Source organism: Labrenzia sp. PO1, assembly GCF_012273635.1.
GTDB lineage: Bacteria > Pseudomonadota > Alphaproteobacteria > Rhizobiales > Stappiaceae > Roseibium > Roseibium algicola.
Map to the genome: position 1 here is coordinate 370,538 of NZ_JAAXCR010000004.1, position 25,488 is coordinate 396,025.

A 25,488-nucleotide genomic window follows, 5' to 3' on the forward strand; every position below is an offset into this window, starting at 1 on the left:
AGACCTGATTTGTCTATTTGTCTAGACAAATAATCCGGTTGACTCTTTGGTACCGAAATTTGATGACGGGCTCATGACGACGAACAGCACTCTCGACCGCAGCGCCGGAATTGCGGTGTGGCGCCAGATCATGGAAACGCTGAAGGCGGAAATCGTGAGCGGGGCCTTTGAAAAAGGCAGCCGCCTGCCTCCGGAATCCGAGCTTGCAAGCCGGTTCGGCGTAAACCGCCACACGGTCCGCCGGGCGATCGCCGCGCTGACGTCGGATGGTATTCTGCGGGCCGACCAGGGCCGTGGCACCTTTGTTGCCTCAGCCCCGCTCAGCTATCCCATCGGGCCACGCACGCGCTTTTCGGAAATCGTTTCCGGCCAACTTCGGGCACCGTCCGGACGGTTGATCGGCTCGGCTGTCGAGGAAGCCGACGCCCTTCTGGCGCATCAGCTTGGCGTGCCGCTCGGAACGCTGCTCATTCGCGTGGAAACCCTGCGCGTTGCCGACGGTGTACCGATGATCGCGGCCACAAGCTGGTTCGAACAGTCCCGCGTGCCCAATTTCGTCGCTGATTATGCCGACACCGGATCAATCACGGCGGCTTTGCAACGCGCCGGCATTTCCGACTACCGCCGCAAGGAAACGCGCATTACGGCCGAGCTGGTGGAAAACCGCGATGCCCAGCAGCTTGGTCTGGCGCTGGGCCAGCCGGTGATGGTGATGGAAAGCGTCAACCTGGACATGACCGGCAAGCCCCTGCAATACACCCGCGCCCGCGTGGCGGCCGACCGCATGCAGCTGGTGGTCAGCGGCGAGGTTTAGACGCTCGCTTTGATGCAAGGTCCGTTCGCCTTTTTCGCTCGGTGAGCCATGCCCGCAGGATCAGCCAATCCGCCGCCAGGCGCCGGGTGACATGCCCGCCATCTTCTTGAATGCGCGGGAAAACGCCGCTTCCGACCGGTAGCCCACGCTCCAGGCGATTTCCGCAATTGATGATCTGCTGTCCCGCAATTGGCGCGCGGCTAGCTGCAGGCGCCACGACGTCACATATTGCATCGGTCCCTGACCCATTTTTCCGGCAAACCGTTCGGTCAGCACCGTACGGGAGGTGTTGATCTGCCGGGCAAGGCGTTCCAGCGTCCAGTCCGATGCCGGGTCGGCGTGTATGGCGGTAATCGCGGCACCGGCGACCGGGTCGGTGAGGGCGCCGAGCCAGCCTTCGCTCGCCGGGGCCTGCGACAGCACATGGCGACGAAGCGTTTCGATGAAGATCAGTTCGCACAGGTGCAGGCGTACGCTGCGGCTGCCGGGCTGGTCTGACTGTATTTCTGCCCGGGCTATGTCGATCAGCCTTTGCAGACTGTCATCAGCCTTTTCGGATGGCGAGACAAGAAGCCGGCGTTCGAGCCTTGCAAGCAGCGGGTTGAAGGGTCTTGCGTCGCAGGCGAGGAACCCGCACAGGAACAAGGCCCGCGGGTCTCCGCCACCGCCTTCCGGAACGATGCTCGGCAAGCGTCCGGCGGCAAGGTTTTCGAAAAAGTCGACGACCTCGTCCGCACTGAACTCGGGAGGCGTTCCAGCTGCGCTTTCCATCCGGTACCCATCACCCTGCGGGAAGACGAGAACGTCACCCCGGTTGAACCGGATGGGCGCCTCGCCCGGTATCGAGGCCAGGCCTGAGCCTTCCAGGACGACATGATAGGACAGCACGTGCTGCCCGGGATCTGCAAGGATCGCGCGGTAGGCATTTGTGTGGGGAATATCGACACACCAGGGGTCGCTGGCATCCACCAGGAACATCAGCGCACCGGTCAGGCGCACGAGGTTCAGAACGTCGGCGAGTGGATCCTGTGCCGGTCCAGACCCGGCAGGGGTTGCCGTTCCCCGCGCGGATGCGGGGGCAGAACTTGCGGACGGTGGAGCATGGAGCCGGGACATGTCCGAGTTTAGCATTTCCAGCCGCAGGTAAGAAATCAACGGAAGGACACTTCGCCATGGCTGCATTCGTGTTTTTCGACGTCAGGGAAATCCACGATCCGGAACTCCTGGGTGCCTATCGCGCCAAGGTCTTTGAGACCGTGGAACACTTTGGCGGGCGCTACCGTGTTCTCGGCGACATGGATAGCGTTTTGGAAGGTGACTGGACGCCCAATATCCCGGTGCTGATCGAGTTTCCCGACAGCCAGACTGCCCGAGCCTGGTATGAGTCCGATCTTTATGCCCCGCTTAAGAAAGACAGGATTGCCGCAGCCCGTTGTGACGGCGTTCTGTTAGGCGGATTCGAGCATGGTCCGGGCACTTGAGGAAACAAGCGCCCGTGACGGGTGCGTGGCCGACGCTTGATCAGGATTCCGGCAAATTGGCCGGGTCGAAGTCGCACATCTCGGCGGCCTTGGCGAGGCTCTCGCTGAAGCCGGCCGGCGAGAAGCGGCCGTAGAGCCAGGTTTCGCCCAGGCTTTCGCGCTCGACGGAAATGTCGATCGTCGTCTGCGCATCTGCCACCGCGGCGGCCATGTCCTTCACGAAGCCGGAGGTCATCGAGATCTGGTAAGGGTCCTGCATGCCGACGGGAAACATCTCTCCTCCCAGCCAGGAATCTTCTCCGTCGATGGTAATTTCAACCAGGTCGGTCTCGGCCCAGGGGTCCTCTTCGTTTTCGGTGTAGGGCGCATATTCGTATGTGAAATCGGCGTTGTAGCCTTTGACGTCGAAGCTGAACTGCAACGAGCCGGAGGTGTCGCGCGCCGGGGCGTTGTTATAGACAATGCAAGTGCTGCCGATCCTGGCGGTTTCCCAATCGCCGCTGCTGAACGGCGCGGCAGCCGCACCTGTTGCCGGCAGCAAGGCCAGCACCGAGACAAAAGCTCTGAAATTCATTCCAAAATACCTCGAATGCATATTGATATGCGGACACCGGCCCCTCGCGCGGCGGGAAGCTCTGCGCACGCTCGAACCTTTGCCGTCTCCGGCAACGCGGCGCATGCACATTGCTGACTAGAAGCGAATTTGCTTAAGGACAAGTTCAGTAAACTGCATGTCCGGCTTCCGAGCACGCGGGAGGCGGTAAAAGGTTTGCTGTCTCTTGCGGGCGGGGGGAAAGGCTCCTCTGGTATTGCCTGCCTGCCCTTTCGAGGCGATGTGTCGGAACGCCTGTTGACCCGCAAATCCAGTCGGCCCAAGCTTGTGGTTGCCAACATTTCTCCCGGGTGAGGTACCTTTGTGACAGCCCCACACCGCCTTGCGTGCGACACGATCGTATTTGCGTCCACCCAGAGAACGGGCAGCACGGCGCTGGCAACGACGCTGAGTGCGTCGAAGGTGACCCGGCAAAGCTACGAGTGGTTCGGGCAGGGGCATTTCGACAAGAAGATCAGGCAGTTCCTGCCGGAGTTTCACGATCTGCCCGCAACAGCAGAAGAGCTGAAGCGCTATGTGCGGGCGATCCGGCATTTTGACGCCGGTTCGGGTCTGCCAGTCTCGCTGATGCTGCACAATTATCAGTTCGACCTGCTGCGGGAACTCGGCGTGAGGAAACTGGAGGAGCTCTTTGGCGACTGCCTCTACGTCTACAATTATCGGGGCGACATCTACTATCAGGCCGTATCGCTTCACATTGCCATCCAGACCCAGCAATGGGTTTCCGCGCAGGAGCGTATCGCCGAGCCCAGCTACGATTTTGAAAGCATCGACAGGCTTGTGAACTGGATTTCGCAGGACTGCGAAAGCTGGCTGGCCTATTTCAGACAGAACGGCATCGTGCCGTTCCATGCCGCCTATGAGCGCTTCGCCCAGGATCCCCGCGCGGCAACACAGCTCCTGCTGGACTGGCTGGGCATGCCCGGCCAGGCTATCGAAACGACTTCACTGCAACGCCAGGCGAGCGGCCTGAACACGGACTTCTATCATCGATATCTTGCCGAATGCGGCACCCGCAGAGCTTTGCAGGATCCTTGAGCGAACTTGCGTGGGCGTTGTTTTGGCGGTCGACTTGCCCCTCGCACCGCCCTTTTGCAGGTTGTCTGGCGATGCTTCAGTCAACAGCCACTTGCCTGAAGTGTGATGCCCCTCAGGCGCTTGCGCTGTGTTTCGGGCGGATGCTCCAGGAGATCCCAAGCACACTCAGGAGCAGGAAGACCGGGAGGATCGCCAGCGGGCTTGCCGCGGCGACGAGGGCCGTCCCGGCCGCGCAGGCAATGGATGCGGCGGCCTCCGCAAGCGTGGAGGCCTTGGAAGCGACCTGACGGCGCCTGAAGGTTGTGCGCTTGGCCTGTGCCCGGAACCAGAGTTGAACAAGCACTGCGCTTGCTGCCGCGGTCATGGCGCCGGCGGCGGTGATGACAGCGCCCCAGAGCGATATGAACGCCAGACCCAGGGAGATCGGCAGCACGATTGCTGCAATAATCGTCAGCACCGACAGCACTTTCGCCCACAGGCGTGTGAACGCAGAGATGGGGGCTGTCGCAATCAGGTCGGGTGCGTCCTCACCGGAGATCGTCAGCCAGGCGAGGCCGCCGGCAAGCTGTCCAACCGCCATGACGACAACCGGGGCGACGATCACGGAAATCTCGGTTTTCTCGCCAAAGCTGACCCAGAGCATGACAGCCGGCGGGATGAGATAGAGAACCTGCATCAACGTCTGGGATATCAGCCAGGGATCGCGGGCGATGAGCTTGAGTTCCTTCAGGACGAGCGCGCCGAGCGGCGAATAACTGCGAAAGGTCCGCTCGGAAACGCGGCCGCGCGGGGTCTTTTCCGTAACGCCAAGTGCGAGCACGACAATGCTGCGGAACTGGACCGCGCCGCGCCAGGCCCCGACCGCAAAAAACGCGACGGAAACCGCCAGGAACAGGAACACGGCATTGGTCTGTCCGGCCACCGTGTGGGCGAGGAACCACCACGGCGAGCCCTCACCCGGCGCATGGCTTGCCAGAAAGGCAGGGTCGAACAGCGTGAACCGCGACATCGACCCGAAGGACAGGATCGCCACCACCTGCATCCCGATGAGGAAGGCCGCGCCAACGACTGCTGCCAGAATTTGCGCGTAGAAGCGCGTGCGCTGCGCGCCAACCGTTCGGAACAGCGCGAGCGTGATCAAAACGCCTGCCCCGGTCGCGTTCAGCGATACCGCCAGAAGAACCACATATCCCGCCAGCCAGTGCTCCCCGCCAAGCACCACCGCAACGTTGAGGAACGGTGAGATGACCAGCGCCGACATGGCCCAGCTCGTCAAGGCCATCATGACGATGCGCACGAGAAACAGGTCACGGGAGGGGGCGGGGGAAGACAGGATCAGGTCCAGGTCATCTCGGGCGTAGAACGCACGGGTTACCGACTCCATCGCCTGTGACAGCATCATGGTGAAGCTGAGCAGCACCGTGACCGAAAGCGCTGCCTGTGCTGTCTGGTCGAGAACAAACCCGGTGGCAAAGCGGGGGGAAAGCACCGCGTAGGCGATCAGGTGCATGACCGCGTAGAAGATGCTCATGCCGATCAGGGCGCGCCGCAGGCTTGTGCTGCGCCAGCCTGAAAACATCCAGGCCCAGTCGCGCCATGCCAGCCGCAATTCATGGCGGGAGAAGCGCAAAAGGGCGGAAGGGGCCGCCAACGCTCTCATGCCACCTTCTCATCAAGGAGTTCGGCCGTGTTCGCATGTGCGCCGGCATCGCCGCCCACGATTTCCAGGAAAATGTCCTCCAGGGAATGGCCGCCGGCACTTGCCCGTTGGCGCAGCTCTTCCAGCGTTCCTTCGGCAACAAGCTGTCCACGGGCGATAATGCCGATCCGGTCGGCCATGCGCTCCGCCACCTCCAGGATATGGGTCGTCATGATGATCGACACGCCCTGCGCGACAAGCCCGGTCAGCACCTTCTTCACCTGGCGGGCAGAGCCTGCATCAAGGCCGGTGAGCGGTTCGTCGAGGATGATCAGGCGCGGTTCGTGGATCAGGGCACCGGCAAGCGCCACCTTCTGGCGCATGCCTTTCGAGAACCCGCCGCAGCGCTCATTGGCATGGGGGGCAAGTCCGAAGGCGTCCAGAAGGCTGTCGGCCTTGAACCTTGCAAGGTCCGGCTGCATGCTCCAGAGGCCTGCCACGAACTCGAGATATTCAAGCGGCGTCAGCTTGTCGTAGACCATGGGTTCGTCCGGAACCCAGGCCAGAACCTGCTTGGCGGCAATCGGATCCGCAAACGCATCGATGTCGCAGACCCTGACCGCCCCCGCATCGGCCTGAAGCAGGCCGGCGACCATGCGCAGCGTGGTGGTTTTGCCGGCACCATTGGGGCCCAGCAAGGCGTAGAATTCGCCTTTGCGCACCTTCAACGAGAGATCGTTGACCGCAGGTTCGCTGAAACGCTTGTGAAGATTGAGAATTTCGAGAGCGGCGTTAATGGAAGACGGCATCACTTTCTCGTCTCTGGAAGGTTTTCTCCAGTTTACCGATGGGACCTTTCGTTAATGTAAAATCCGGTCATTTCTCCAGGGCAGAAGTATCAGGGGCGAAAAAGAGAGTTGGAAGACCGGTTCGCCTAGTTCGGGATGGAGCCCGTGATGAGCCTTTCCACTTCGGCCCGTTGGTCCGCCGTGTAGATGGCGCCCGGCGTCACCTTGAAGCCAGGGCTGAGGTTCAGACGCGCGACAAACGCCTCGACCGCGACGTCGGCTACCTCCCGGGCGGGTTCCGCTCCGCTTGGCAGACCGTCCGCGACGGGGGCTTTGGAGGAAAGGGTGGTTGCGGCCAGGGCATGCAGAACTTCGGGGGCATCAATCAGGGGCAAGGCCTTCAGCATGAAGACGAGGCTGTCCGGCTCTGCCTCGGGGATTTGCCTCAGGAGGCTGGTTCGCGCTTCATCGTCCCCCAAGGCCGAAAGCGCCAGCCGGGCTGCCAGGGCTGCGGGGGCCGTGGGCTCCTGTGGTTGTGCCTTGACCAGGCGTGTGCCGGAAAGGTGAGCTTCAAGCGCCTCTTCCGCTCCGGGTGCCAGTGCCCCCAGTAGCAACACGCCGCCTTCCGCGTCCGGCGCTTCCAGCGCGGCTGTTACTTCGGTCTGAAGCTGCTCGGCCACCGGGCCCGACGGTGGGCCATTGGCCAGCACGACTTTCAGCGCTGCGGCGCTGGCGCGCGCGCGCAGGTCCGGGTCGGCATCACCGATGTAGGGCAAGACGGGCGCCAGGGCGTCTGCACCACCGACGGCTGCCAGCAGATCCACCAGGGCCGACTTTTCCCCGGTGGTCTTCGCCGCGGCGAGGCGCGCGGCCAGGGGAGCGACGGCGGCCGGACCTGCCTCCACCACAGCCTCCGGCGAGCCTCCGGCCAGCGCGGTATCGATCTCTGCCTCAAGGTTCATGTCGTCTGCCATAGTGCTTCCTGCAAGCCAGGTGACCAGAAACGCCCCTGCGATGCATCCGGCCAGGTTGCGGTGTCGAACCATTATGTGCCCGACGGATTGATGATGTTGGCCTGGGCGCGCGAAATCAGCTGCCCCGTCCGCACCGCGCCACTGGCGATCAGGTGTGTTGCGGTTCCGCTGTGCGGGCCGATGCCGCGCAGGTGAATGGTCTCGTGTGCCAGGGTTTCGGCATGGGTCGAGCCGGTGATCGTATCTTGCATCAGGCAGTTCTTCTCGGCGGCCAGGGTTCCGGCCCGGGTGTTGTTGACCGCAGGCGTCGCATCCTGCTCATACTGCCACACGAAGAAGACATTGAAATCCGCGGCAGCATCGGCAAAGGCCGTGACATCGTCCCATTCATGTTCGGCGGCCGCAACGCCCGCCAGGTGGCTGGAAAACCGTACCGTGGCGCCCAGGTTCTGTGGAACCGTTATCGTGCGTGCGCTCTTTCTGTACATCCGCACGTTGGCCTGGGTGTCCAGCAGCCGGTTGACGCCCCGTATCAGGGCGTTGAGGTCGCCCATGTTGCGGTTGGTCTTGTGGCCGGCGTTGTCCTTCACATAGTGAAACGCCGTGTTGATCTTGACCTCGGTCTTGACCGAGATTTCCAGAATGTCGCTGTTGGGAACAGGCCCCGCAAACCCGGCATTCGGCACAAAGCGGACAAACCCCTTGCCGGCCTTGAGGCCCTTGAGCGTCAGATGGTGTTCGGCGCCGACACGGCGATAGGTGACCCTGGCAATGTCGTTGGGGGTCAATTCGGGAATAAGGGCACCTGCTCCCCGCACCACAATCGTTCGCTCCCACCCCCTCGGCACCATTTGCCACTTGGGCGAGGCCGTGGCGTCAAATCCGAACATGGCGATACGAGGTGCGAAGGTAATTGGCATACGTCAGGTTCCAGATCGACTGTCGCGCCTTGAATGCCTTCAGCAGGCACATCTTTCTAATGCTTTGAAACGCACAAGAAATGGCGCGTCACAGGGCTTTGTATGACAAGTAACTGCTCTGGATAGTGAGCCGATGTGTGCGGCAATGCAAGAATTAACGTAAGGGAAGATGGGGAAACTTTATGAGTTGGTTCCAGTAAAACGGTAAGCCTCGGGACGCTTTGCCGACTGGTAGATTTTGGGGGAGGGAGCGGACGGTCGGCTTACGTGTCTCGAAAGGGTTTAGCTGACATTCGTTGCATCTGCGAAGACGATTGTTCTCAAGATGCCGGTAGTGCGGACGTTTGAGACACTCAAGGCAGCCGCTAAGACGTCCACATTCCAAAGTTAGCCATTTTGCGAAAAACGCTAAATCTAATGAACGTACCGGGTACCCGGTCATTGATGTCATCGAAGAGTTTTCTCAGCGGGTCGTTCGTCGACATAAACGCATCGCTCTTTTTGTTAACGTACAAAGCAATCGGAAATATAAATCAACTCTTTATTGCTGATTGAAAGCGCCAGACACGGAATGATTGTTCGCGACGCAGAATTGAAGTATTCTGTTGTACTTAAACGGTGGGTAGGCCGCCCAGTCGAGAAGGACAGTTTCGATGTCTTCCGTTTCAAAACTTCAAAAAAAGATATATGAAATGACCAAAGGGCTTTTTGCTACGTGGCTTCCTGACGATCACTTGGACGTTGGTGACTACGGCAATCTCGAGAAGGGTAGATTTCTTCGAGATGGCAACTTGAAGAAAAAAAGTGTTCTGTTTGAAGAACAGATTATCAGCTCTGACAAACGTGTTTTTCGCTATAGCGATGGCGCAAAAATCAAGTCAGCGGCAGCGGCTCACGGATCAGCGGCGGCCGGATTCGGCGACGCCGCAGGCGAAATTGAGTTTTCGAAAGAAGGCGGATTTATTTACCACTTCCACGATGCAACACAAATTCGGATCGAGAGCCGTGACGACTTTTTCAGGTCTTTGCTCGAGGCGATTATCTCTGGTCAGATCATGTGGCAGGATGGGTATGTGGTTATTGACGAACTGCGAGATTGCGCGCGTTACTGGATAATGGTCTCAGAAATGAGTTCAGGGTTAGTGAAATTAAAAGCGTCATCGAAAGTCACTGAAGATGCCAACCTCGCGAATCTTGGCGGAAATGTTTCGACGTCGGTCGAGTTTGGGAGCATCCTTGACTATTCCAATGGCGAACGCGGAAGGCCATTGTACCATGCGGTGAAACCTGTGTTCGGGGGGGCCACTGGCGGCGAGGGCTTCCAAGCGATGCTTAAGTATTTTTGGAGCTTTTTCGAAAACCGACACCCCAAACCAAACGAGATCGACATTACCAAGTATCAGAGTTCCGACGATACATATCTTATCCGCCCAACATCTAGCAACGCTACCGAGGAAATCTTTACAGTCCGATTTGAGTCGGCAACAATCGAAGACTTGCTCAGCGGCTCTGCTCAGGCATCGGTGTCGGAAGATATAGATAACCTTCACGTCGACACGGTTAATTTACAGCAATTTGGGGCGCAGAAGTATGAGGCGGGCCACTGACCAGTCGAGGTGACGTTTCGTTAAGCTTTCGACGAAATTGGCCCCGCCAGGTTTCACTAGGTTCATCAACTTGCCTGACTTCAGAAGAAGCATTTGGTGAGGATGCAATGAAATCGCCCCCGTCGGCTATGCCTTCTAATGGAGCAGGCGGGGTCAACACTCTTGCCAATTACCGGATCGAGGAAAAGCAACGGCTCCAATTACAGGACACGATATTCTACGGCGCAACATTATAGATCGATGATTGGCTCCAAGCGGACTTGCGGCAGCACAGCAGCCCACGCGTAGTCGCCTTCAGGCGTGACGTCACTCCCAGCCCATTGCGTTCGTTCGTGTTTTTTACAGAGTATGACTGTTCACAGCCAAATTCGCCTCTTGAGCACACCCGCTCCCAGTTTCCTTAAGTTCTTAATGAATGAGATGTGCTGCGCATGGCTTTGACTTGAAAGACATGCAGCATTTTAATTAACCGTTCCCAGCGCGATGCTAGGGCAGGAGATGGAAGTGCCTTAGAGTAATAAGGTTTCGAAAATGGTTCTGGAAGATCATATCAAGAGGAAAAGGCGGCTCATTCCACCGGTGCGCGCGGCGATGGGTGACAACTTTTCACCTTTCTCGTGGTCGCTTCAAATCGTCCCTGAATTATTCTGGATAACGTTACTTATCAATGAGCTAGGCCCGGTGAGAGGCGTTGAAGTCGCAAGGCAGGTGGGAAAAGCTGCCGCACAGGTCAGCAAAAAGGACCCTAAACCACTCTTTGCCACAGTGACCTCGTTTTCAGAGTTGTCAGAAGTTGAGCATCAAGAGCTCTTGGATGTCATTGACGAAGCGATATTGGCAGATTTTCGGGCTGTTCTAGGCAGGCTGTCCGTCATTTGGCCCGACAGCCCTTTATCTTTCGCTGAACTTCAATCCGAAGATGATCTGCAAGCAGTCACAGATCATCTGGGCCCCACTCTTGCGGAAATGTATAACCGTCACAGTCGCGCCGCAACGCTTGCAATTTCGACTGCCGTATATCTTGCCTTCGATCAAGATAAGATTAGGGTAGCTAAAGAGGTTTTCGATAAGAACGCGACCGTTTTCAGTGATATTGAAGACTATCCAGCAACCGAAGCATCAAAAAAAGCGGGCTCTTTCTTTCGTGCCATGGCTCCAATGCTTCTACTTGCAAAGGAAGAAGATGCTGACATACCTGACTGGGTCGATGCTTTTTGGAACGGCTTATCAGCGATAGGTAGGTGCGCTGGCGACTATCAAGACATTCCTGAACTCCCCGATGTCTCTAAGGGAATCGAAGGCTTCATCACAGCATTTGCGCACTTCGTACACGATGACTTCAGGGCTCGTGAAAGCGCTTGGGAGATTGACCTTGGCAAGCCGCAAGAAAGACAAGTCATTCTCGCCCTCTTGGCAAGGCAGGCAACACTTGCCATTGAGATAGTCTCTAATCCTGGCATCTGGAACTCGAATACTGCACCGATAATGCTAAGGGCGATGGCGGATGTGCATATTACGCTCGTCTGGCTAATACAGAACCCTCGTGAACGCGTGCCTTTATATGTCCAAGACGGACTCGGTACCATCAAGCTGGAGATAGCGCATCGCAAAGAGGAACTTGAAAAAGCCGGTTTAAAGGACACAGAACAACAGAAACCATACATTGAGCAATTGGAAATTTGGCTTGAATCCCAGCAGGCAGAATTTCTTACTGAGGTTAATCTTGGAAGTTGGTCGGGAAAGAATGCCCGTGTGATGGCAAAAGAGGCAGGCTGCATAGATTTTTACAACTATGTGTTCCAGCCCTTTAGTTCGGCAGTCCACTCGTACTGGTCTCATGTAGGTAGAATTAATATAGAATACTGCCAGAACCCTGCGCACAATTTTCATCTACTTCCAGTTATTCCCTCGTTTGAGCCAGACATACACTGGTGTCGAATGGCGGGGAAATACTTTGCAAAGACGCTTAGCTCTTTAGATGAGTTTATCGGTAAGCCAGAGCTGCCCGTTAAGTCGTATAGTGTAATCCATGACGCGTTGTCGGAACCTGACAGCGAGAGCTAAGATAAGACTTAATCATAATCGCCTAGCTGACGTTGGTGCAAAATGCAGCGAATTCCCGCTCTCCGCCTCCAATAGACCTTCGCGCAAGGCGCAACGATCGGCAGCTTTGCAGACCGGCTCAAACTCCACCGTTCGTCCGAAATGACGACGCAAGACAGCCTTTCCCGCGTCCTACCGCCCCAGAAACCGGAACGGTTCTGCTTCCTGGAAGTGCGCGTTGGCCATGCCGGAGTAGATGTTGGTCTGGTTGGGGCCGAGGTCTAGTTTCATGACCTTGCCGGTTTCCGGTGAAAAGTCGGCCTGGCTGAAGTCGATCCAGAAGATGTTCGGGGTCACCACGGATTCGAAGAAGTAGAGCTTGCGCTTCTGGTCGGCGACGGTGCGCCAGCGGGTGGAGGAGATGTTCGGCTGGTCGGGCGTGGTGATGCCGAGCGGCACGGAGACATTGCGGATGACGCCGAAGACGCTGGCAATCGTCTCGACCGGGCTTTCGGTTCTCGGGATGGCGTCGACATAGAACGATGCGCGGGCAAAGCGGTCCGCCGCACGGTTGGTGCCCGGCAGCATGACGGTGCCGCCGATTTCCTTCCAGTACTGGTTCAGGGCCAGCTGCTCTTCGAAGGTCGGCGAGTTGGTCATCACCTGATAGGCGCGGCTGTGGTGGATCACCTGCTTGCCGTCGATATATTCCACGATGGCGCTGTCGCCGCTTGCATCCGACAGGGACAGGTGCAGGGTGGCGAGGCGTTCTTCGCCTGGAACATTGTCGCTGAAGAGCGTGAAGGGTTCGGCCTCCAGCGCGCGGACGGCCTCTTCAACGGTCGCGAAATTGTCGAGCACATATTGCGCCCAGGCGGCGATCGTCAGGCCGGGTTTGGAGCTGTCGTATTCTGGATACTCGGATTCCACCAGCCACAGCACATTGGCGACAAGCCCGGCTTCGTTCATGCCGTCGGTCGTTGAAATGTCGTAGCCGGAGGCAATGACACTGCCGTATTTCGAGGTCCATTCCAAGGAGTTTTCACCGGCCTCGCCGTTGCGCTTCATGCCGCGCGGGAACAGCCAGAGGTTCGTGCTGACATCGGTTTTCCAGTCCATCGAGCGGGCGGTGATCACCTGCTCGCTGGCACCGAGATAGACCACCCGGGTGCAGGCATCCGCAAGGCGTGGCGCCAGCAGGCCGGACGAGGCGATGGCCAATGCGCAGGCTGCCGTTACCGTGGTCTTGCCGATCTTCATGCGCCGTCTCCTTGCGGTTTGCCGATGGGGTGCCGAGTCGTCCCCGGCACAACTGGTGATATAGGGACGGCCAGGTGTGACGCTGTCAAGACAGGCCGGCGATTGTGTGCCGGTTCGAGCGGCAAACGGAAATGGCCCGCAATGTTGCCACTGCGGGCCCCGGACACGGAACTTGGGCGAGTTGGGTGAAACCCGTCCGGTCAAAGCGTCCGGAACAGGTTGACCGTGAAAAAGGCAAGCCCGGCCGTGACCGCGATCGCACCAACCGCGATGACGGGTTCCATCGCCGTATGGCCAAGCGCATAGGCGGCCAGTGCCGCCATCATCACCGGCAGACCAAGCGCATGAAGCCAGAAGTGCAGGCGGGCAAACCTGTTGTCCGCCATGGCCGGGATTACCGTGTAGAGGAGCCCGGTCAGGGCCAGGGTTGCCCAGCCGAGAAGGTTGGTGTGCACATGAACCGGCGAGAGCGCGTGGTCATGGCTTGCCGCCATGACGATGCCGAGCACCAGTCCGATCAGCATCCAGAGAGCGGCAAGCCGGAACAGCCAGGCGGCCAGGGTTGGGATGCGGGTGGTCAAGTCTTTCGTCCTTTCAAGGAAGGCTGTGCCTTTGGGCACAAGCGGGGTGAAGAAACCGGTGCGGACCGGCGGTAGAACGTGAGGGAGGAAGAAAGCCCGGGCAGGGCTTTCCTGAGGTGTCGAGGCTGGCGCGGTGCCGTCAGACCTGCCAGGCGAGGCGCAACCGCTCGCGGATATCGCCGAGCCTTTCTGCCGGCTCGTTGGCGAAGACGAAACGCAGGTAGCGTCCGGCGATGTCCTCGCTGCCCCAGCCGGTCATCGGTGTTGCCGCGATCCGCCCCTTTTCGAACAGCAGCCGGGAGGCTTCCACCGGGGAATAACCAAGTTCGGCGGTGTCGATCAGCAGAGACCAGCCGCCATCCGGGCGCACGACGGGCAGGTTTGACAGTGCCTGAAGGATGATGTCCCGGCGGGCTTTCCAGGTTGCCGTTGCAGCGGCGATGCCGTCGTCTTTCGCGGTGATGGCGGCCGCAGCGCCCGGCATTGCGATGCCGACCTGGCAGACGACGTTGGTGAGGCTGACAAGGCCGATGTCCGCCATGATCGGGGCGGGGCCGACCGTCCAGCCGACCCGCCAGCCGATCATCCGGTATTCCTTGGAAACGCAGCCCACCGTTATCGTGCGCTCCGCCATGCCATCCAGGCTGGCCGGGTGGATCACCGGCTTGCCGGTGTAGAGAATCCGCTCCATGGCGGCGTCGTGCAGCAGGAACGCGCCGGTGTGCATCACGACTTCCGCAATGGCGTTCCATTCTTCCGCCGTGTGCACGATGCCAGTCGGCATGGACGGGCTCATGGTCAAAACGGCCCGGGTTCTGTCGCTGGCTGCGCGGCGCAGTTCTTCCAGATCAAGACGCCAGCCGCCATCGACCACCCTTAGCGGAACCAGCTTCGGAACGCCGCCGGCAAGGCGGATGCGGTTGAGCAGGCCCGCATAGGCGGGATCGGTGATGATGACCTCGTCGCCCGGCTCCAGGATTGCCAGCAGGGCATTGAGGATGCCGGACAGGCCGCCCGCCGAAATGACGCATTGGGTATTCCAGTCGTAAAGCTGGCCGGTGGTGGCCGATATCCGGTTGGTTGCGGCCCTGCGGATGTCATTCGTGCCCAGGAACGGCAGATAGCTGTTGGCGTCATCCCGGCCGATGGCAGCCAGCGTTGCTTCCAGCGCCTCCTCCGGCGGGCGAAGGTCCGTATCCAGGTTCTCCAGCCGAAGCATGTCGGAATTTCCGACGTCATCGGCGGCCTGTCCCATCTTGTCCACGCCAATTCCCGGAATGTCCTTCAATCGCGAGACGGTCATCTGCAATATCCTTTTTTGTATCCAAATTTAAAAACTGGATACATATTTGCCGGATTGCAGTCAAGTCGCTGATTGTCTACGAAGGCGGAAGGACCCAGCCGGACGGACAGATGACAGAGCGGACAAGCGCAAAAAGAACCGGAGATCAGGCCATTCGGGTGGCCGATGCCCTGCGGGAAAAGATCGTCTCGGGCGAGCTGAAACCGGGCGAGGCGCTGCGCCAGGAACGGCTGGCGGTGTTGTTCGAGACCAGCCGGATGCCTGTTCGCGATGCGCTGCGCCTGCTGGAGGCCGAAGGACTGGTGCAGATGCCGCCGAACAAGGGCGCCATCGTTGCCCCGCTTGATCCGGAGGAATTCAGGGAAGTTTACGAAATGCGGGCGGCGCTGGAGACACTGGCCTTGCGCCTTGCCATTCCGGAGCTGACCAACAGCCAGATCGACCGGGCCGCAGCCATTCAGGACAAGGCCGAGGCGTCGGACCTGGAAAACTTCGGAGCCTTGAACAAGGCGTTTCATTTCGCGCTGTATGAGCCCTGCGCAAGGCCGCGGCTGCTGGCACAGATTGCCGCGCTCAATGAGGCCGGCGACCGGTACTTGAGGCTTGCGGCGGCGCAGCTCGACTACACCCGGCGCTCTCATCAGGAACACCGGGCCCTGCTTGAAGCCTGCCGCCGCCGGGACGGCGCGGAAGCCTGCGACATCCTGAGGCGACATATCGAGGCTGCCGGAGAGGCGCTGGTCGAGCGCCTGTCTGCAAGACTGCCCGCGCCGTGAAGGTGATCAGATGCGGCAGGTGTCGTCTGTCTCCCGCTGGCGAGGAAATGAATGTCTCGAAAAATCTACCGGATTGAAGCGGCAGTTGAGGCCGATGCGGAAAGGCTTGCCGACATTCGCGTCGAGGCAATGCGGCCGAGCCTCGAAGCCGTCGGGCGGTTTGACCCTCTCCGGGCCAGGGACCGATTCCTGGGCAGCTTTGTTGCCACAGACACAAGGATCATCCTGGTGGAAGAAGACATTGCCGGCTTTTTTGTCGTGCGCAGGCACGCCGACCATTTCTATCTTGATCATCTCTATGTCAGTCCGGCCTTTCAGGGGCTTGGGCTTGGCCGAGATAGCGTCGAGGGCCTGAAGGCTGAGGCAGAAGCGGCGGGACTGCCGATCCGGCTGATGGCCCTCAACGGCAGTCCCGCCAATGATTTTTACCTCGCCTGCGGGTTCCGGTTCGTCTCGCAGGACGCATTGGACACCGTCTACGCCTGGATGCCCGGCACTTGAAGCCTGCCGGCCTGGAATCCGGCCGAATGGACCGGATATTGCCCGGCCCGGTGTTGTGATGTCAGTTCGTCGCCGGGCTGCGCAGCTTGTCCGCCACGAATTCTCCGAATGCCTGCGTTGCAGCCGAGGGATTTGGCGACGCGTAGGCCAGCGTGACGCCGATGCCGGGAAGCGGCGGCAGGCCGGCCTCCACGATGTGGAGATCATGCGGCACCGCGGAGCGGGTCACCACACTGATGGCCTGGCCGGACCGGGCAATCGCCAGCAGGCCCGCGAGGCCATTGCTGGCAAAGGCGATGCGATAGGGTTTGCCTGCCTGGTCCATGGCGCTGCGGGCGGCGCGATGGTCCAATGTGTCCGGCGCCGAAAGCGCAAGCGGCACAACATCCTTTCGCAGGACCTCCGGATCGGGGCGATTGGCCACCCAGACAAAGCTTTCCGGCCTCAGGATGCGGGCGGACGCGTCTTCGCCGGGAACGGAAATCAGGGCAAGATCGATCCGCCTGCGCTGTAGCTGAAGGTGCAATTCCGTTGTTGGAGCACAGACCACCTCGATCTCGACATCGCCATGCCGCGCGCCAAACCCTTTCAGAAGATCGGGAAAGAAGGCGGTCAGATAGTCTTCCGGGCAGCCGAAACTGATCAGACCATGCAGGCCTGCCCCCGGCAGGGTGGCAAGTGCTTCGTCGTGGACGGCAAGAATGCGTTCCGCCTGGACCAGAAACCTGTCACCTGCTGCCGTCAGTTCCACACCCCCGCGTGTGCGGCGCAGGATCTGCTGGCCGACAATCGCCTCCAGCCGGTTCATCTGCATGCTGACGGCGGATTGTGTCCGCCCGACCTGCCGCGCTGCGGTGCTGATCGAGCCGCTGCGGGCGACTTCCATGAAACTGCGCAGCAAGGCGATTTCCAGAACAGGCATGAGATATCAATCCAATTGAATATCATAATCTAAACTATGAATTTTATTGAATGCAAGGCTTCTCCTAAACTTGCTGCAGTCAATTCAGCCGGCCGGATCAGGAGACGCCTCATGGCATTGGAAAGCGCCAGCAACAGCACGGATACCGGGTTCTGGTCCGACGTGTCGGATCACGTCCTGCGGTATGGTCCTGTGTTCGAACAACGTGTCATCGAACGTGCCGAAGGCAGTTATGTCTATGACAGCTCAGGCGCACCAATCCTCGATTTCACGTCCGGTCAGATGAGTTCCATCCTGGGGCATTCCCATCCGGATATCGTGCGCACCGTGCGCGAGCAGATCGGCCAGCTCGACCACCTGTTCAGCGGCATGCTGTCCCGCCCGGTCGTCGACCTGTCGAAGCGCCTCGGATCTCTTGTGCCCGGACTGGAAAAGGTGCTGCTCCTGTCCACCGGGGCGGAATCCAACGAGGCCGCCATCCGTCTGGCAAAGCTGGTTACCGGCAAGCACGAGATCGTGGCCTTTACCAAGAGCTGGCACGGCATGACCGGGGCAGCTGCTTCCGCCACCTACAGTCACAACCGGCGGGGCTACGGGCCGGTCAATCCGGGGTCGTTTGCAATCCCCGCCCCCAATGCCTACCGGCCGCGGTTTACGGATTCGAACGGCAATCTGGACTGGAGGACCGAGCTGGATGATGCCTTTGCGCTGGTCGACAGCCAGTCCACCGGCAATCTTGCTGCCTTCATTGCCGAGCCGATCCTGTCGTCAGGCGGCATCATCGAATTGCCGGAGGGCTATCTCGCGGCACTGCGCCAGAAGTGCGACGAGCGCGGGATGCTGCTGATCCTGGACGAGGCCCAGACCGGTATCGGCCGGACGGGACATATGTTTGCCTTCCAGCGGGATGGCGTGACACCGGACATCCTGACCTTGTCCAAGACCCTGGGGGCCGGATTGCCGCTTTCCGCCGTGCTGACGAGCCGTGCCATCGAGGAAGAAGCGCACCGGAAAGGGTTCGTGTTTCTGACCACCCACGTGTCCGATCCTCTGCCCGCTGCTGTCGGACTGGCGGTGATGGATGTGGTGGAACGGGATGGACTGATCGGCCGTGCGGTGTCGGCAGGCCAGCGCCTGCAAGCCGGGCTGGAAGGCTTGAAGCAGCGTTTTGAGAGTGTTGGCGATGTGCGCGGTCGTGGGCTGCTGCTCGGGCTGGAGATCGTGACCGATCGGGCCAGCCGCCAGCCGGATCTCGCGATGGCAGACCGGATCGGCGCCGAGGCAATGGCACGCGGGCTCAGCATGAACATCGTCAAACTGCCAGCCATGGGCGCGGTCTTCCGCATCGCCCCGCCATTGACGATCTCGGATGACGAGATCGATCAGGGGCTGGACATCATGGCGTCGGCGATTGAAGCAGCTCGGGCCTGATATGGCCCCTTAGGGTATGAGGCGATACAGGGGAGCGTCAGCGCTCCCTTGTAGTCTGGCTCCTGCCGGTGAAATTGCTGCGCGGGATCCGCTCAATAAAGCGTTTTCCGGTAGGTCTCCTCCAGCGCAGCATCCAGCTTCTGCATTTCCTTTTCATCCGGCGCGCCGGTCGTCTGGTCCAGAATGATCTTGGAAAGCGACGGCATTTCGCTGCGGTCCTGCTGGTGTTCGGGATCCCAGAGGTGTGAGCGCCGGAACGCCTTGGCGCAGTGCAGGAAGACTTCGCTCACCTTCACGACAATGGCGAGCTTGGGCGCACGGTCCTTCACGCTCATGGTTTGAAGAAGATCCGGATCGGTTACAAGCGTTGCCATGCCGTTGACGCGCAAGGTCTCGTCAAACCCGGGAATCAGGAACAGAAGCCCGACATTCGGGTTGGCGACAATATTGGCCAGACTGTCGAGGCGGTTGTTTCCCGGACGGTCCGGAATGGCAAGCGTTTGCGGGTCGAGAACCTTGACGAAGCCGACCGGATCGCCACGCGGGCTGACATCCGCCTTGCCGTCCTTGTTCTGCGTGCCGAGGCACAGAAACGGCGAGCGGGCAATGAAGTCCCGAGCATGTTTGTCCAGTGCGCTCAGGCACTTTTTTGCTGCCAGCGGCGATAGCTCGGAATAGTGGCTCCGGAGCGTTTCCTCATCCGAAATGACGAACTCCGGGTTGATCTTGTAGGCTTCCAGCACGCTATCCCTCGACCCTGATCCCTGTATGACCCTGCTTTGGCGGTCCTCGCCCGGCGGCTGATCCAGCGTTCGACTTGCCGAACACTGGGCCAATCTGCGTGGAAGGTAGCATAAACTGAGGTGCGTACATCAGAAATTGATGGGCCACACATCGTAAGGTGGTAAGGGGCGAGTTGGGCATCACGTGCCCAACCCGTTTTTGCCGTCTGACCCGTGCGATGAAGCGTTTGCAGGGTCTGGTGCTAGTTCAGTCTGACTGCCTCGATCCTGCCTTCCAGCATATGCGGCAGGTAAAGGACGTCATCGTGGGTGGAAATATCGGCAAGGCCGGCGGGTTCGCTCATGATCTCGTTCGGTGTACCGTCAGAACCAATCTCGAAGACCTTGCCGTTGATCCAGTCGTTGAGGACGAGCTTGCCGTTCAGCCGTGCGATGCCATCGATGTTGCCGATATCCCGCGCCACGACGCTGATAGCTTTGGAGGCAGGATCAATGGCAAGCAGGCTGCCGGGTGCTTCAGTGGTGAAATCGTTCTTGAGGCCCTTGCCCCAGGCGCCGACAAGCAGGCGGCCGTTGTCCCAGTAAAGGCCATTGGGGTGATTGAGCTCAGGGCTTTCCAGCCATTTTTCAAAAGTGCCATCCGCGTAGCGCCAGATGGTGTTCGTCATCATGTCGGAAACGAAGATTTCGTCGCCGCTGGTGGTCACATCGTTCAGGAAAACCGAGCCTTCTGCAGGCAATGACTGCAGCAATTTGCCGGTCTGGGCGTCGACAACCCGCAGACTGGTGAGATCGGCCGCGAAGACCTTGCCGTTCATCAGCGCCAGTCCCTTGGGAGCGTCCATTCCGGTTGCCCATTTGGCATCTATGATTTTCCCGTCCGTGGACAGAAGCGCCAGATGGCCGTTGCCGTCGACCGCATTCGGCGCGCCTTCCATGACACTGACGATGAGCCGGTTGGCCGCAGTGTCAAAGGCTACGGATTCAGGCATGTCGAAGCCGTCCGTTGACCAGAGTGAACCGGCTGATGAGGGGAGCGTTGAAAGGCCGAGCAGCAGCGCGGCGGCCAGGGGTTTGAAGGTCTGCATGGGAAGTCCTTTCGCAAAGTTGAACTGGACCTCTCCTGCAGAAGACGAACTTTTCTTGCAATTGATGATGATTTGGTATCAAAAAACGATACTCAAACTGTCGAATTCGGGATCAGGAATATGCGCGGTGATACCTTCAAGATCTTGCAGGGCGTGCTGAAGGCTCGTGGCATGACCTATGCGGATCTCGCAAGCCGGATGGAAATATCGGAGCCAACGGTCAAGCGGATCTTCGCGGGGCACGATTGCAAGCTAAGCCGGTTGCTGGAGATCTGCGAAATTCTGGAGGTGCCGCTGGCGGACGTATTGCATCGGGCAGAGCGGAATTCGGAAGAGGCAAGCGTCCTGCCGGTGGCAACGGAAGCGCGGCTCGCTGCGGATCCGTCGCTGTTCTATCTCTTCATCCTGCTGCGTGAGCCGATCCCGCAACAGGAAATCGAGCGCCGTTTTGATCTCTCGGGAGAGGACATGTTCCGACTGGGCCGGGTGCTGGAGGCGCTGGGGCTGGCCGAAGTGCATCCAGGCAACCGCATCAAGATCACGCGCAAGGAGCCCTTCAGGTTCCGTCCGGACGGGCCGTTGATCCCGCTGCTGAAGGAAATCAACATGCGCTTTCTGGGGCAGGTGATAGCCAATCCGGGTGGCAACCAGTCCCTGTTCTTCACGCTCTCCCGCCGCATGCTGCCGGACACGGGGGCGTTCATCCTGCGTGAGATCGAAACTCTGAAGGAGACCATCGCCGAGCTGGCCCGTCAGGACCAGCTGGTCTCGCGCGAGGAAGACCTGACCACCTTCAAGCTGACCGGAGCCTTCGCCCCTGTTTCCTTTCCGGACATTCTGATGATCGAACCGGGCCGGTGATAAGCGTCAGGTCCAGAATTTCGGCGTTTCCCGGGTTGCTTCCCAATATCCCTTGGCGTGCTGCCACATGGCCTGGCATTGGGCCTCGTGCCAGCCGATGACAAAACCGATGGCCTGGTTGGTTGCCAGGGCATTTGCCCCGCTGACCTTGCATTTCACCGGCAGTTGTTCGGCCATGGCGACATCGTTGAGATAGCCGAAGATATCCTGCAGCTTCTTCATCCGCTTCAGGAAGGGCTTCACGGTGTCTTTCGGATAGAGGCAGCCGAAGAATTCGATGCCGTAGCGCATCTTCTTCATCGCCTTGCGCATTTCGTGGCGTTCGGGAACGGTAAGTTCTTCCAGTCGCTTGCCGTATTTCAGAACCTTCTTCCACTGCTTGGCAAGAGCTTCGCCGGCGTGAGTCTCCACAGGTTGGGCCAGAAGCTGCGTCTGGCCGAAGTTTTCCGGGTCCAGCCAGCCGCGCCCCTCGGTGTAGGCTGCAAGGTCGAGCAGGAAACCGTTGACCTCTTCCGATTTGAGATGATCCGTCAGCGTGGTGCGGGTGCTTTCATCCCGGAAGGCATTGAGATTTTCCAGAAGAGCGTCAAAGGACAGGGTTGCGGGCGCCCTGTCGACCAGGGGCATAACGATCTCGTCGACCAGGACGTCGAGATCCCGCAGGGAACCGGCTTCGGTGGCAATGACCTTCGCGGTCCTGTCGAGCGGTGCCATGGTCGCCGGGTTCAGGATTGGCCGGAACAGGCGAAACGCACTGCGCAGGCGGCGCAGGCCCACCCGTAGCTGATGCGGGCCTTCCGGATCGTTCGACGACAGGACTGCAAGCCGGTTTTCGGAAATCTGGGTCAGGCAAGAACGCAGCACGTCGCGAAAGGCGTGCTCGGTGGTGATGCCGCTGTCGAAGGAAACATTCTCGGCAAAATAGGGTGCCCGTTCCGCAGGCGCGGTGCCCTCGGCAAAACGGTATCCGCGCTCTGCCTTGCTATAGGGCGAAAAGCGGAAGGGGATGTCCTTCAAAAGAGCCTTGGCGGCCTCGAAAAGGGCAAGGCTGGGACCGGACTTCAGTTCCATTTCGAGTTCTGTCAGCGGCTGGCTGCCGCTGCCGGCCAGAATATTGCCGTTGTCGAAGGCGAGTTCGATGAAGGTGCCGTCACTGTCCCGGGTCAGATTGCGCACGGTGCGCTTCATCACCGTTTCAAAGCACTCCGACAGGGGGGCATCGCCGATGATTTCCAGAAGACGGTCGTGGACGGCGGGGTCTTCGATGACGGAAAAGTCGAGCGCACGGCCCTTGACCGGATGTTCGGCTTCCACCGGCGAGGACAGGCCGCCCATGACGCCCGTGCCGAGCTTGACGGTCTGAACCCAGCTGTTGCCGGACTTGCGCACGCGAAGGGAAATCCTGGCCTTGCGAAGCGCCTGGTCCGGCGTGTCGAAATAGATCGACTGCAACGTCTTGTTCACGGCGCGGCTGGCAGTGAATCCGTCTATGGAACCGGCGCGTTTCAAAGCGTCCTGTGCCGTCGTTTCCAGCTCGAGCTTAAGCTCGATTTCACGTCCTGATTTGCTCATGCTGAATTTCTAGCCAAGCCATTTCTGCTTGTCCAGAAAAAGCGCACAATTTGCGCCTTTGTTTGCAGGCTAACAAATTCGCCCGCCGAAAGGCGCAAGGCGCCTTTCTTTCAAGACCTCATTCGGCAACGCGAGCCCGACATTTTAGCCGAAAAGTTTCTTCCCGACGCCTTTCAATCTCTCAAGGATGCGGGACTGATAATGCAGATACCAGGGAACCGGCTTCTGATTGAACGCGAGCTTGCGGATGTAGGTCGGCACTTCCCAAACGGCGGAGGTGCCTGCCGGGAAGAACAGGGTCACGCCGGGCTTGCCTTCATAGACATGGCCGGCCTCGTCGGTGATCCGGACACCGCCTTCCAGAAACATGACCGACTCATCCCAGCCGTAGTGCCAGCGGAACTTGCCGGCGGTGCAGGACCAGTGGCAGGCATCGCCCCAGCCGAACTTGTGTCTGGCCAGCACGGCGCACATGGCTTTCGGGTCGCCTTCAAGCACCCATTCGGGCCGGATCGGCGCTGGCATCAACTGTGATTTGTCAACGAAGGACTGTGTGAAGGCCTGCCCGTGCCGAGCGGCTTCGTTCACAGCAGAAGTTTTCGTGCGTTTCGCCTCTTGAAGGCCGCCAGCCAGTGTCATCCGTTTCTCCCAAACTTGTCTGACTGTCCACTTGCGCGAGCAGCAGTTGCAAACAGCTTAAATATGCGCCGGATTTCACCCTCTGAGGCTGTGTGGCAGGCGAATTCGCAGCCCAGGGTTAAGGGAGCGTAAAGGGAGAAGCTCAAATTCGATCAAATGCAGCACCCGCCGCACTTGCTGGCGGAAAGCCGCGGCGCGCTGGAACCGCTTGCATCGGACAAGGCCCCATGATAGGCACCCAATCCGATACCGGATTGCCCCCCTGGCGGAACTGGTAGACGCGCCGGATTCAAAATCCGGTTCCTTCGGGAGTGCCGGTTCGATTCCGGCGGGGGGCACCATCTCCAGCGGTTCGAATTGCTGCGGGAATGCGAAGGAGTGGTTCGAGGCTTGCCTCCCACCCGCACTGGTTACCAGCTACTTCAGCGTCACCGTGTCGAAGGCCAGGGAAGCGCTGGTCTGGTAGATGTCTTCCACTTTCTTGATGCGGCCCTGACGCGGGTGGCCGATTGCAATGCCGACGATGCCTCTCTGGCTGTCGGGCTTTGCCAGCGCGACCAGCCGCACGAGGAGCTGGTCGCCTTCCTTGTTGATGAAGTTGCCGACGATTTCGGATGCAGGCAGATCGCCCAGTGTAATCTGGCGGCGGATATTCAGGCGTGTATCGTCTGTGGTGCCGAGCTGTTTCAAGAGCTCGATGGCAACATAGTCGCCCACCTCGAGGCGCTTTTGCGGATCATCGGTCTTCATGGTGTAGGTGACGATCTGCAGGGACGAATAGATGCGCTTGGTTTCGTCGTCGGTGGTGAAGTAGATCTTGATCGGACCGCCGCCGGCCGGTTTCGCCTGGGCCAGAATTTGCTGTGCCTCGCGCCGGGGTGCGGCAAGGCTGAACGGTACGGGGACCTCGACATCGTGTTTTGCGCCGAACGCCGCATCCACCGTGTAGATCGTCGACAGGGTTACGCCCTGTGCTTCAAAAGGTGTCAGCTTGACCGATCCTTCCAGCTCGACCTGCTGGGCAACTGCCGCAGCTGGCGCGCTCATCGCGAGAACCAATGCCAGTCTGGCGATGCTTGAGGCCGTTCCGTTCATGTCCCCCTCCCAACGTCGTGTGAAACCTGGCGAGGTTTCAATGCTACCAGATACGGGCGAAAAGTCTGCCTTGTGTCTTGATGCCCGTTTTTGAGGTGGCTTCACATCAGGCTGGGATCGTTTGTGCCGGTGGCTACGCGACAACGTGCTGCTGGCGGTGCGCATTTCCCTAGGTGACTTTTTGCAGCGCAGCGGCTAAGGGAAGCGCCATGATCAGACGCCTCTACGACTGGACCTTGTCCCTTGCCGCCGGACCGCGTGCGCCTGCCGCACTCGGCACCGTATCCTTTGTCGAAAGCTCGGTGTTTCCGATCCCGCCGGACATCCTGCTGATCCCGATGGTGATTGCCCGGCGCGAGAAAGCCTGGTGGTACGCGCTGCTGTGCACGCTGACGTCGGTCGCCGGCGGTATCCTGGGATATCTGATCGGCCTCTTCCTGTTCGAACAGGTGGCGGTGCCGATCCTGACCTTCTACGGCAAGATGGGGTTCGTCGACGAGTTCAAGGACATTTATCATCAGTACGGCTGGTGGTTCGTCTTTATCGCCGGGCTGACGCCGTTTCCCTACAAGGTGATCACCATTGCCTCCGGTGCGCTGGGGCTCAGCCTGCCGGTGTTCATTGCCGCGAGCATCGTTTCTCGGGGGATCCGGTTCTTTGTCGTCGCCGGATTGCTCTATCTGTTCGGCCCGCCGATCCGCGATTTCATCGAAAAGCGGCTTGGTCTCATGTTCACCATATTTGTGGTGCTGCTGGTCGGCGGATTTGTTGTGCTTAGGTATATCTGACAATAAGAGGG

At 59.6% G+C, this 25,488-nt stretch carries 25 protein-coding genes and 1 tRNA gene; 11 read left to right on the forward strand and 15 right to left on the reverse strand.

The window, feature by feature from the left end; genetic code table 11:
- Window positions 1-73: 73 nt before the first annotated feature.
- Window positions 74-814, forward strand: coding sequence for a phosphonate metabolism transcriptional regulator PhnF (phnF, locus tag HCG46_RS21835; RefSeq protein ID WP_023002654.1), 741 nt, complete (start codon window positions 74-76; stop codon window positions 812-814).
- 60 nt (window positions 815-874) lie between these two features.
- Here the strand turns inward: phnF and HCG46_RS21840 are convergent, their stop codons facing one another.
- Complete coding sequence (locus HCG46_RS21840; protein WP_168687361.1) at window positions 875-1,930, reverse strand: AraC family transcriptional regulator; 1,056 nt, start codon at window positions 1,928-1,930, stop codon at window positions 875-877.
- Between the two features lie 56 nt (window positions 1,931-1,986).
- Between HCG46_RS21840 and HCG46_RS21845 the strand changes: the two genes are divergently transcribed.
- Entirely contained in the window at window positions 1,987-2,295 is a 309-nt protein-coding gene (locus HCG46_RS21845; protein ID WP_168687362.1) for a DUF1330 domain-containing protein, read from the forward strand.
- Window positions 2,296-2,335: 40 nt separating this feature from the next.
- Here the strand turns inward: HCG46_RS21845 and HCG46_RS21850 are convergent, their stop codons facing one another.
- Window positions 2,336-2,869: a hypothetical protein gene (locus HCG46_RS21850; RefSeq protein ID WP_168687363.1), complete on the reverse strand. Its 534-nt coding sequence runs from the start codon at window positions 2,867-2,869 to the stop codon at window positions 2,336-2,338.
- A gap of 342 nt (window positions 2,870-3,211) precedes the next feature.
- Here HCG46_RS21850 and HCG46_RS21855 point away from each other — a divergent pair, with 342 nt between their 5' ends.
- On the forward strand, window positions 3,212-3,946 hold the full coding sequence (locus tag HCG46_RS21855) for a Stf0 family sulfotransferase (protein ID WP_168687364.1): 735 nt from the start codon (window positions 3,212-3,214) through the stop codon (window positions 3,944-3,946).
- A gap of 112 nt (window positions 3,947-4,058) precedes the next feature.
- Here HCG46_RS21855 and HCG46_RS21860 read toward each other — a convergent pair whose 3' ends face one another.
- The 4 genes from HCG46_RS21860 to HCG46_RS21875 all read right to left on the reverse strand — a co-directional run bounded on the left by HCG46_RS21860 (window position 4,059) and on the right by HCG46_RS21875 (window position 8,267).
- Window positions 4,059-5,606 (reverse strand): permease, encoded by a 1,548-nt coding sequence (locus HCG46_RS21860; RefSeq protein ID WP_168687365.1) that lies wholly within the window; start codon window positions 5,604-5,606, stop codon window positions 4,059-4,061.
- Window positions 5,603-6,394 carry an ABC transporter ATP-binding protein gene (locus HCG46_RS21865; RefSeq protein ID WP_168687366.1) on the reverse strand — a complete coding sequence of 264 codons (792 nt, stop codon included), beginning with the start codon at window positions 6,392-6,394 and terminating at the stop codon, window positions 5,603-5,605. Before HCG46_RS21865 ends, HCG46_RS21860 begins: the two co-directional genes overlap by 4 nt.
- 125 nt (window positions 6,395-6,519) lie before the next feature.
- Window positions 6,520-7,347, reverse strand: coding sequence for a hypothetical protein (locus HCG46_RS21870; protein ID WP_168687367.1), 828 nt, complete (start codon window positions 7,345-7,347; stop codon window positions 6,520-6,522).
- A gap of 71 nt (window positions 7,348-7,418) precedes the next feature.
- Window positions 7,419-8,267 (reverse strand): hypothetical protein, encoded by an 849-nt coding sequence (locus tag HCG46_RS21875; RefSeq protein WP_139314088.1) that lies wholly within the window; start codon window positions 8,265-8,267, stop codon window positions 7,419-7,421.
- 653 nt (window positions 8,268-8,920) lie between these two features.
- Between HCG46_RS21875 and HCG46_RS21880 the strand changes: the two genes are divergently transcribed.
- Together HCG46_RS21880 and HCG46_RS21885 are read left to right on the forward strand one after the other, a co-directional pair.
- Entirely contained in the window at window positions 8,921-9,874 is a 954-nt protein-coding gene (locus tag HCG46_RS21880; RefSeq protein WP_168687368.1) for a hypothetical protein, read from the forward strand.
- 531 nt (window positions 9,875-10,405) lie between these two features.
- Complete coding sequence (locus HCG46_RS21885) at window positions 10,406-11,938, forward strand: DUF5677 domain-containing protein (RefSeq protein ID WP_168687369.1); 1,533 nt, start codon at window positions 10,406-10,408, stop codon at window positions 11,936-11,938.
- A gap of 171 nt (window positions 11,939-12,109) precedes the next feature.
- Here the strand turns inward: HCG46_RS21885 and HCG46_RS21890 are convergent, their stop codons facing one another.
- The 3 genes from HCG46_RS21890 to HCG46_RS21900 form a co-directional block, all read right to left on the reverse strand.
- Window positions 12,110-13,177 (reverse strand): linear amide C-N hydrolase, encoded by a 1,068-nt coding sequence (locus HCG46_RS21890; RefSeq protein ID WP_168687370.1) that lies wholly within the window; start codon window positions 13,175-13,177, stop codon window positions 12,110-12,112.
- A gap of 200 nt (window positions 13,178-13,377) precedes the next feature.
- On the reverse strand, window positions 13,378-13,758 hold the full coding sequence (locus HCG46_RS21895; protein ID WP_077291465.1) for a hypothetical protein: 381 nt from the start codon (window positions 13,756-13,758) through the stop codon (window positions 13,378-13,380).
- Window positions 13,759-13,897: 139 nt separating this feature from the next.
- Window positions 13,898-15,061, reverse strand: a complete 1,164-nt coding sequence (locus tag HCG46_RS21900) for a pyridoxal phosphate-dependent aminotransferase (protein ID WP_168687371.1) — start codon at window positions 15,059-15,061, stop codon at window positions 13,898-13,900.
- 110 nt (window positions 15,062-15,171) lie between these two features.
- Here HCG46_RS21900 and HCG46_RS21905 point away from each other — a divergent pair, with 110 nt between their 5' ends.
- Both HCG46_RS21905 and HCG46_RS21910 read left to right on the forward strand, forming a co-directional pair.
- Window positions 15,172-15,837 carry a GntR family transcriptional regulator gene (locus HCG46_RS21905; protein ID WP_168687372.1) on the forward strand — a complete coding sequence of 222 codons (666 nt, stop codon included), beginning with the start codon at window positions 15,172-15,174 and terminating at the stop codon, window positions 15,835-15,837.
- Between the two features lie 51 nt (window positions 15,838-15,888).
- Window positions 15,889-16,338 carry a GNAT family N-acetyltransferase gene (locus HCG46_RS21910; RefSeq protein WP_168687373.1) on the forward strand — a complete coding sequence of 150 codons (450 nt, stop codon included), beginning with the start codon at window positions 15,889-15,891 and terminating at the stop codon, window positions 16,336-16,338.
- Between the two features lie 61 nt (window positions 16,339-16,399).
- Here the strand turns inward: HCG46_RS21910 and HCG46_RS21915 are convergent, their stop codons facing one another.
- Window positions 16,400-17,260 (reverse strand): LysR family transcriptional regulator, encoded by an 861-nt coding sequence (locus HCG46_RS21915; RefSeq protein WP_168687374.1) that lies wholly within the window; start codon window positions 17,258-17,260, stop codon window positions 16,400-16,402.
- Window positions 17,261-17,371: 111 nt separating this feature from the next.
- On the opposite strand from HCG46_RS21915, the gene HCG46_RS21920 reads away from it, so the two are divergent.
- The gene (locus HCG46_RS21920; protein WP_168687375.1) at window positions 17,372-18,691 is read left to right on the forward strand and encodes an aspartate aminotransferase family protein; all 1,320 of its coding nucleotides are present in this window, start codon (window positions 17,372-17,374) and stop codon (window positions 18,689-18,691) included.
- 92 nt (window positions 18,692-18,783) lie between these two features.
- Here HCG46_RS21920 and HCG46_RS21925 read toward each other — a convergent pair whose 3' ends face one another.
- Window positions 18,784-19,431: a pyridoxamine 5'-phosphate oxidase family protein gene (locus tag HCG46_RS21925; RefSeq protein WP_055659987.1), complete on the reverse strand. Its 648-nt coding sequence runs from the start codon at window positions 19,429-19,431 to the stop codon at window positions 18,784-18,786.
- 245 nt (window positions 19,432-19,676) lie between these two features.
- Entirely contained in the window at window positions 19,677-20,522 is an 846-nt protein-coding gene (locus tag HCG46_RS21930; protein ID WP_168687376.1) for an ATP/GTP-binding protein, read from the reverse strand.
- Between the two features lie 120 nt (window positions 20,523-20,642).
- Between HCG46_RS21930 and HCG46_RS21935 the strand changes: the two genes are divergently transcribed.
- On the forward strand, window positions 20,643-21,383 hold the full coding sequence (locus tag HCG46_RS21935; RefSeq protein WP_168687377.1) for a helix-turn-helix transcriptional regulator: 741 nt from the start codon (window positions 20,643-20,645) through the stop codon (window positions 21,381-21,383).
- 6 nt (window positions 21,384-21,389) lie between these two features.
- Here HCG46_RS21935 and HCG46_RS21940 read toward each other — a convergent pair whose 3' ends face one another.
- Entirely contained in the window at window positions 21,390-22,955 is a 1,566-nt protein-coding gene (locus HCG46_RS21940; RefSeq protein WP_168687378.1) for a CYTH and CHAD domain-containing protein, read from the reverse strand.
- A gap of 144 nt (window positions 22,956-23,099) precedes the next feature.
- Window positions 23,100-23,594 carry a cupin domain-containing protein gene (locus HCG46_RS21945; RefSeq protein WP_023002681.1) on the reverse strand — a complete coding sequence of 165 codons (495 nt, stop codon included), beginning with the start codon at window positions 23,592-23,594 and terminating at the stop codon, window positions 23,100-23,102.
- Between the two features lie 256 nt (window positions 23,595-23,850).
- Here HCG46_RS21945 and HCG46_RS21950 point away from each other — a divergent pair.
- Window positions 23,851-23,935 (forward strand) — tRNA-Leu (locus HCG46_RS21950).
- A 76-nt stretch (window positions 23,936-24,011) separates the two neighbouring features.
- On the opposite strand, the gene HCG46_RS21955 is transcribed toward HCG46_RS21950, so the two are convergent.
- On the reverse strand, window positions 24,012-24,689 hold the full coding sequence (locus HCG46_RS21955) for a hypothetical protein (RefSeq protein WP_168687379.1): 678 nt from the start codon (window positions 24,687-24,689) through the stop codon (window positions 24,012-24,014).
- 209 nt (window positions 24,690-24,898) lie between these two features.
- On the opposite strand from HCG46_RS21955, the gene HCG46_RS21960 reads away from it, so the two are divergent.
- Window positions 24,899-25,477, forward strand: coding sequence for a YqaA family protein (locus HCG46_RS21960; RefSeq protein WP_023002683.1), 579 nt, complete (start codon window positions 24,899-24,901; stop codon window positions 25,475-25,477).
- Window positions 25,478-25,488: the final 11 nt, after the last annotated feature.

Bases quoted from the DNA above. Each gene is read 5' to 3' on its own strand.
- HCG46_RS21875 (WP_139314088.1), bottom strand. From the start codon at position 8,267: ATGCCAATTACCTTCGCACCTCGTATCGCCATGTTCGGATTTGACGCC.
- HCG46_RS21840 (WP_168687361.1), bottom strand. From the start codon at position 1,930: ATGTCCCGGCTCCATGCTCCACCGTCCGCAAGTTCTGCCCCCGCATCC.
- HCG46_RS21920 (WP_168687375.1), top strand. From the start codon at position 17,372: ATGGCATTGGAAAGCGCCAGCAACAGCACGGATACCGGGTTCTGGTCC.
- HCG46_RS21885 (WP_168687369.1), top strand. From the start codon at position 10,406: ATGGTTCTGGAAGATCATATCAAGAGGAAAAGGCGGCTCATTCCACCG.
- HCG46_RS21860 (WP_168687365.1), bottom strand. From the start codon at position 5,606: ATGAGAGCGTTGGCGGCCCCTTCCGCCCTTTTGCGCTTCTCCCGCCAT.
- phnF (WP_023002654.1), top strand. From the start codon at position 74: ATGACGACGAACAGCACTCTCGACCGCAGCGCCGGAATTGCGGTGTGG.
- HCG46_RS21960 (WP_023002683.1), top strand. From the start codon at position 24,899: ATGATCAGACGCCTCTACGACTGGACCTTGTCCCTTGCCGCCGGACCG.
- HCG46_RS21935 (WP_168687377.1), top strand. From the start codon at position 20,643: ATGCGCGGTGATACCTTCAAGATCTTGCAGGGCGTGCTGAAGGCTCGT.
- HCG46_RS21850 (WP_168687363.1), bottom strand. From the start codon at position 2,869: ATGAATTTCAGAGCTTTTGTCTCGGTGCTGGCCTTGCTGCCGGCAACA.
- HCG46_RS21900 (WP_168687371.1), bottom strand. From the start codon at position 15,061: ATGACCGTCTCGCGATTGAAGGACATTCCGGGAATTGGCGTGGACAAG.
- HCG46_RS21870 (WP_168687367.1), bottom strand. From the start codon at position 7,347: ATGGCAGACGACATGAACCTTGAGGCAGAGATCGATACCGCGCTGGCC.
- HCG46_RS21930 (WP_168687376.1), bottom strand. From the start codon at position 20,522: ATGCAGACCTTCAAACCCCTGGCCGCCGCGCTGCTGCTCGGCCTTTCA.
- HCG46_RS21915 (WP_168687374.1), bottom strand. From the start codon at position 17,260: ATGCCTGTTCTGGAAATCGCCTTGCTGCGCAGTTTCATGGAAGTCGCC.
- HCG46_RS21940 (WP_168687378.1), bottom strand. From the start codon at position 22,955: ATGAGCAAATCAGGACGTGAAATCGAGCTTAAGCTCGAGCTGGAAACG.
- HCG46_RS21910 (WP_168687373.1), top strand. From the start codon at position 15,889: ATGTCTCGAAAAATCTACCGGATTGAAGCGGCAGTTGAGGCCGATGCG.
- HCG46_RS21880 (WP_168687368.1), top strand. From the start codon at position 8,921: ATGTCTTCCGTTTCAAAACTTCAAAAAAAGATATATGAAATGACCAAA.
- HCG46_RS21955 (WP_168687379.1), bottom strand. From the start codon at position 24,689: ATGAACGGAACGGCCTCAAGCATCGCCAGACTGGCATTGGTTCTCGCG.
- HCG46_RS21890 (WP_168687370.1), bottom strand. From the start codon at position 13,177: ATGAAGATCGGCAAGACCACGGTAACGGCAGCCTGCGCATTGGCCATC.
- HCG46_RS21945 (WP_023002681.1), bottom strand. From the start codon at position 23,594: ATGACACTGGCTGGCGGCCTTCAAGAGGCGAAACGCACGAAAACTTCT.
- HCG46_RS21905 (WP_168687372.1), top strand. From the start codon at position 15,172: ATGACAGAGCGGACAAGCGCAAAAAGAACCGGAGATCAGGCCATTCGG.
- HCG46_RS21845 (WP_168687362.1), top strand. From the start codon at position 1,987: ATGGCTGCATTCGTGTTTTTCGACGTCAGGGAAATCCACGATCCGGAA.
- HCG46_RS21865 (WP_168687366.1), bottom strand. From the start codon at position 6,394: ATGCCGTCTTCCATTAACGCCGCTCTCGAAATTCTCAATCTTCACAAG.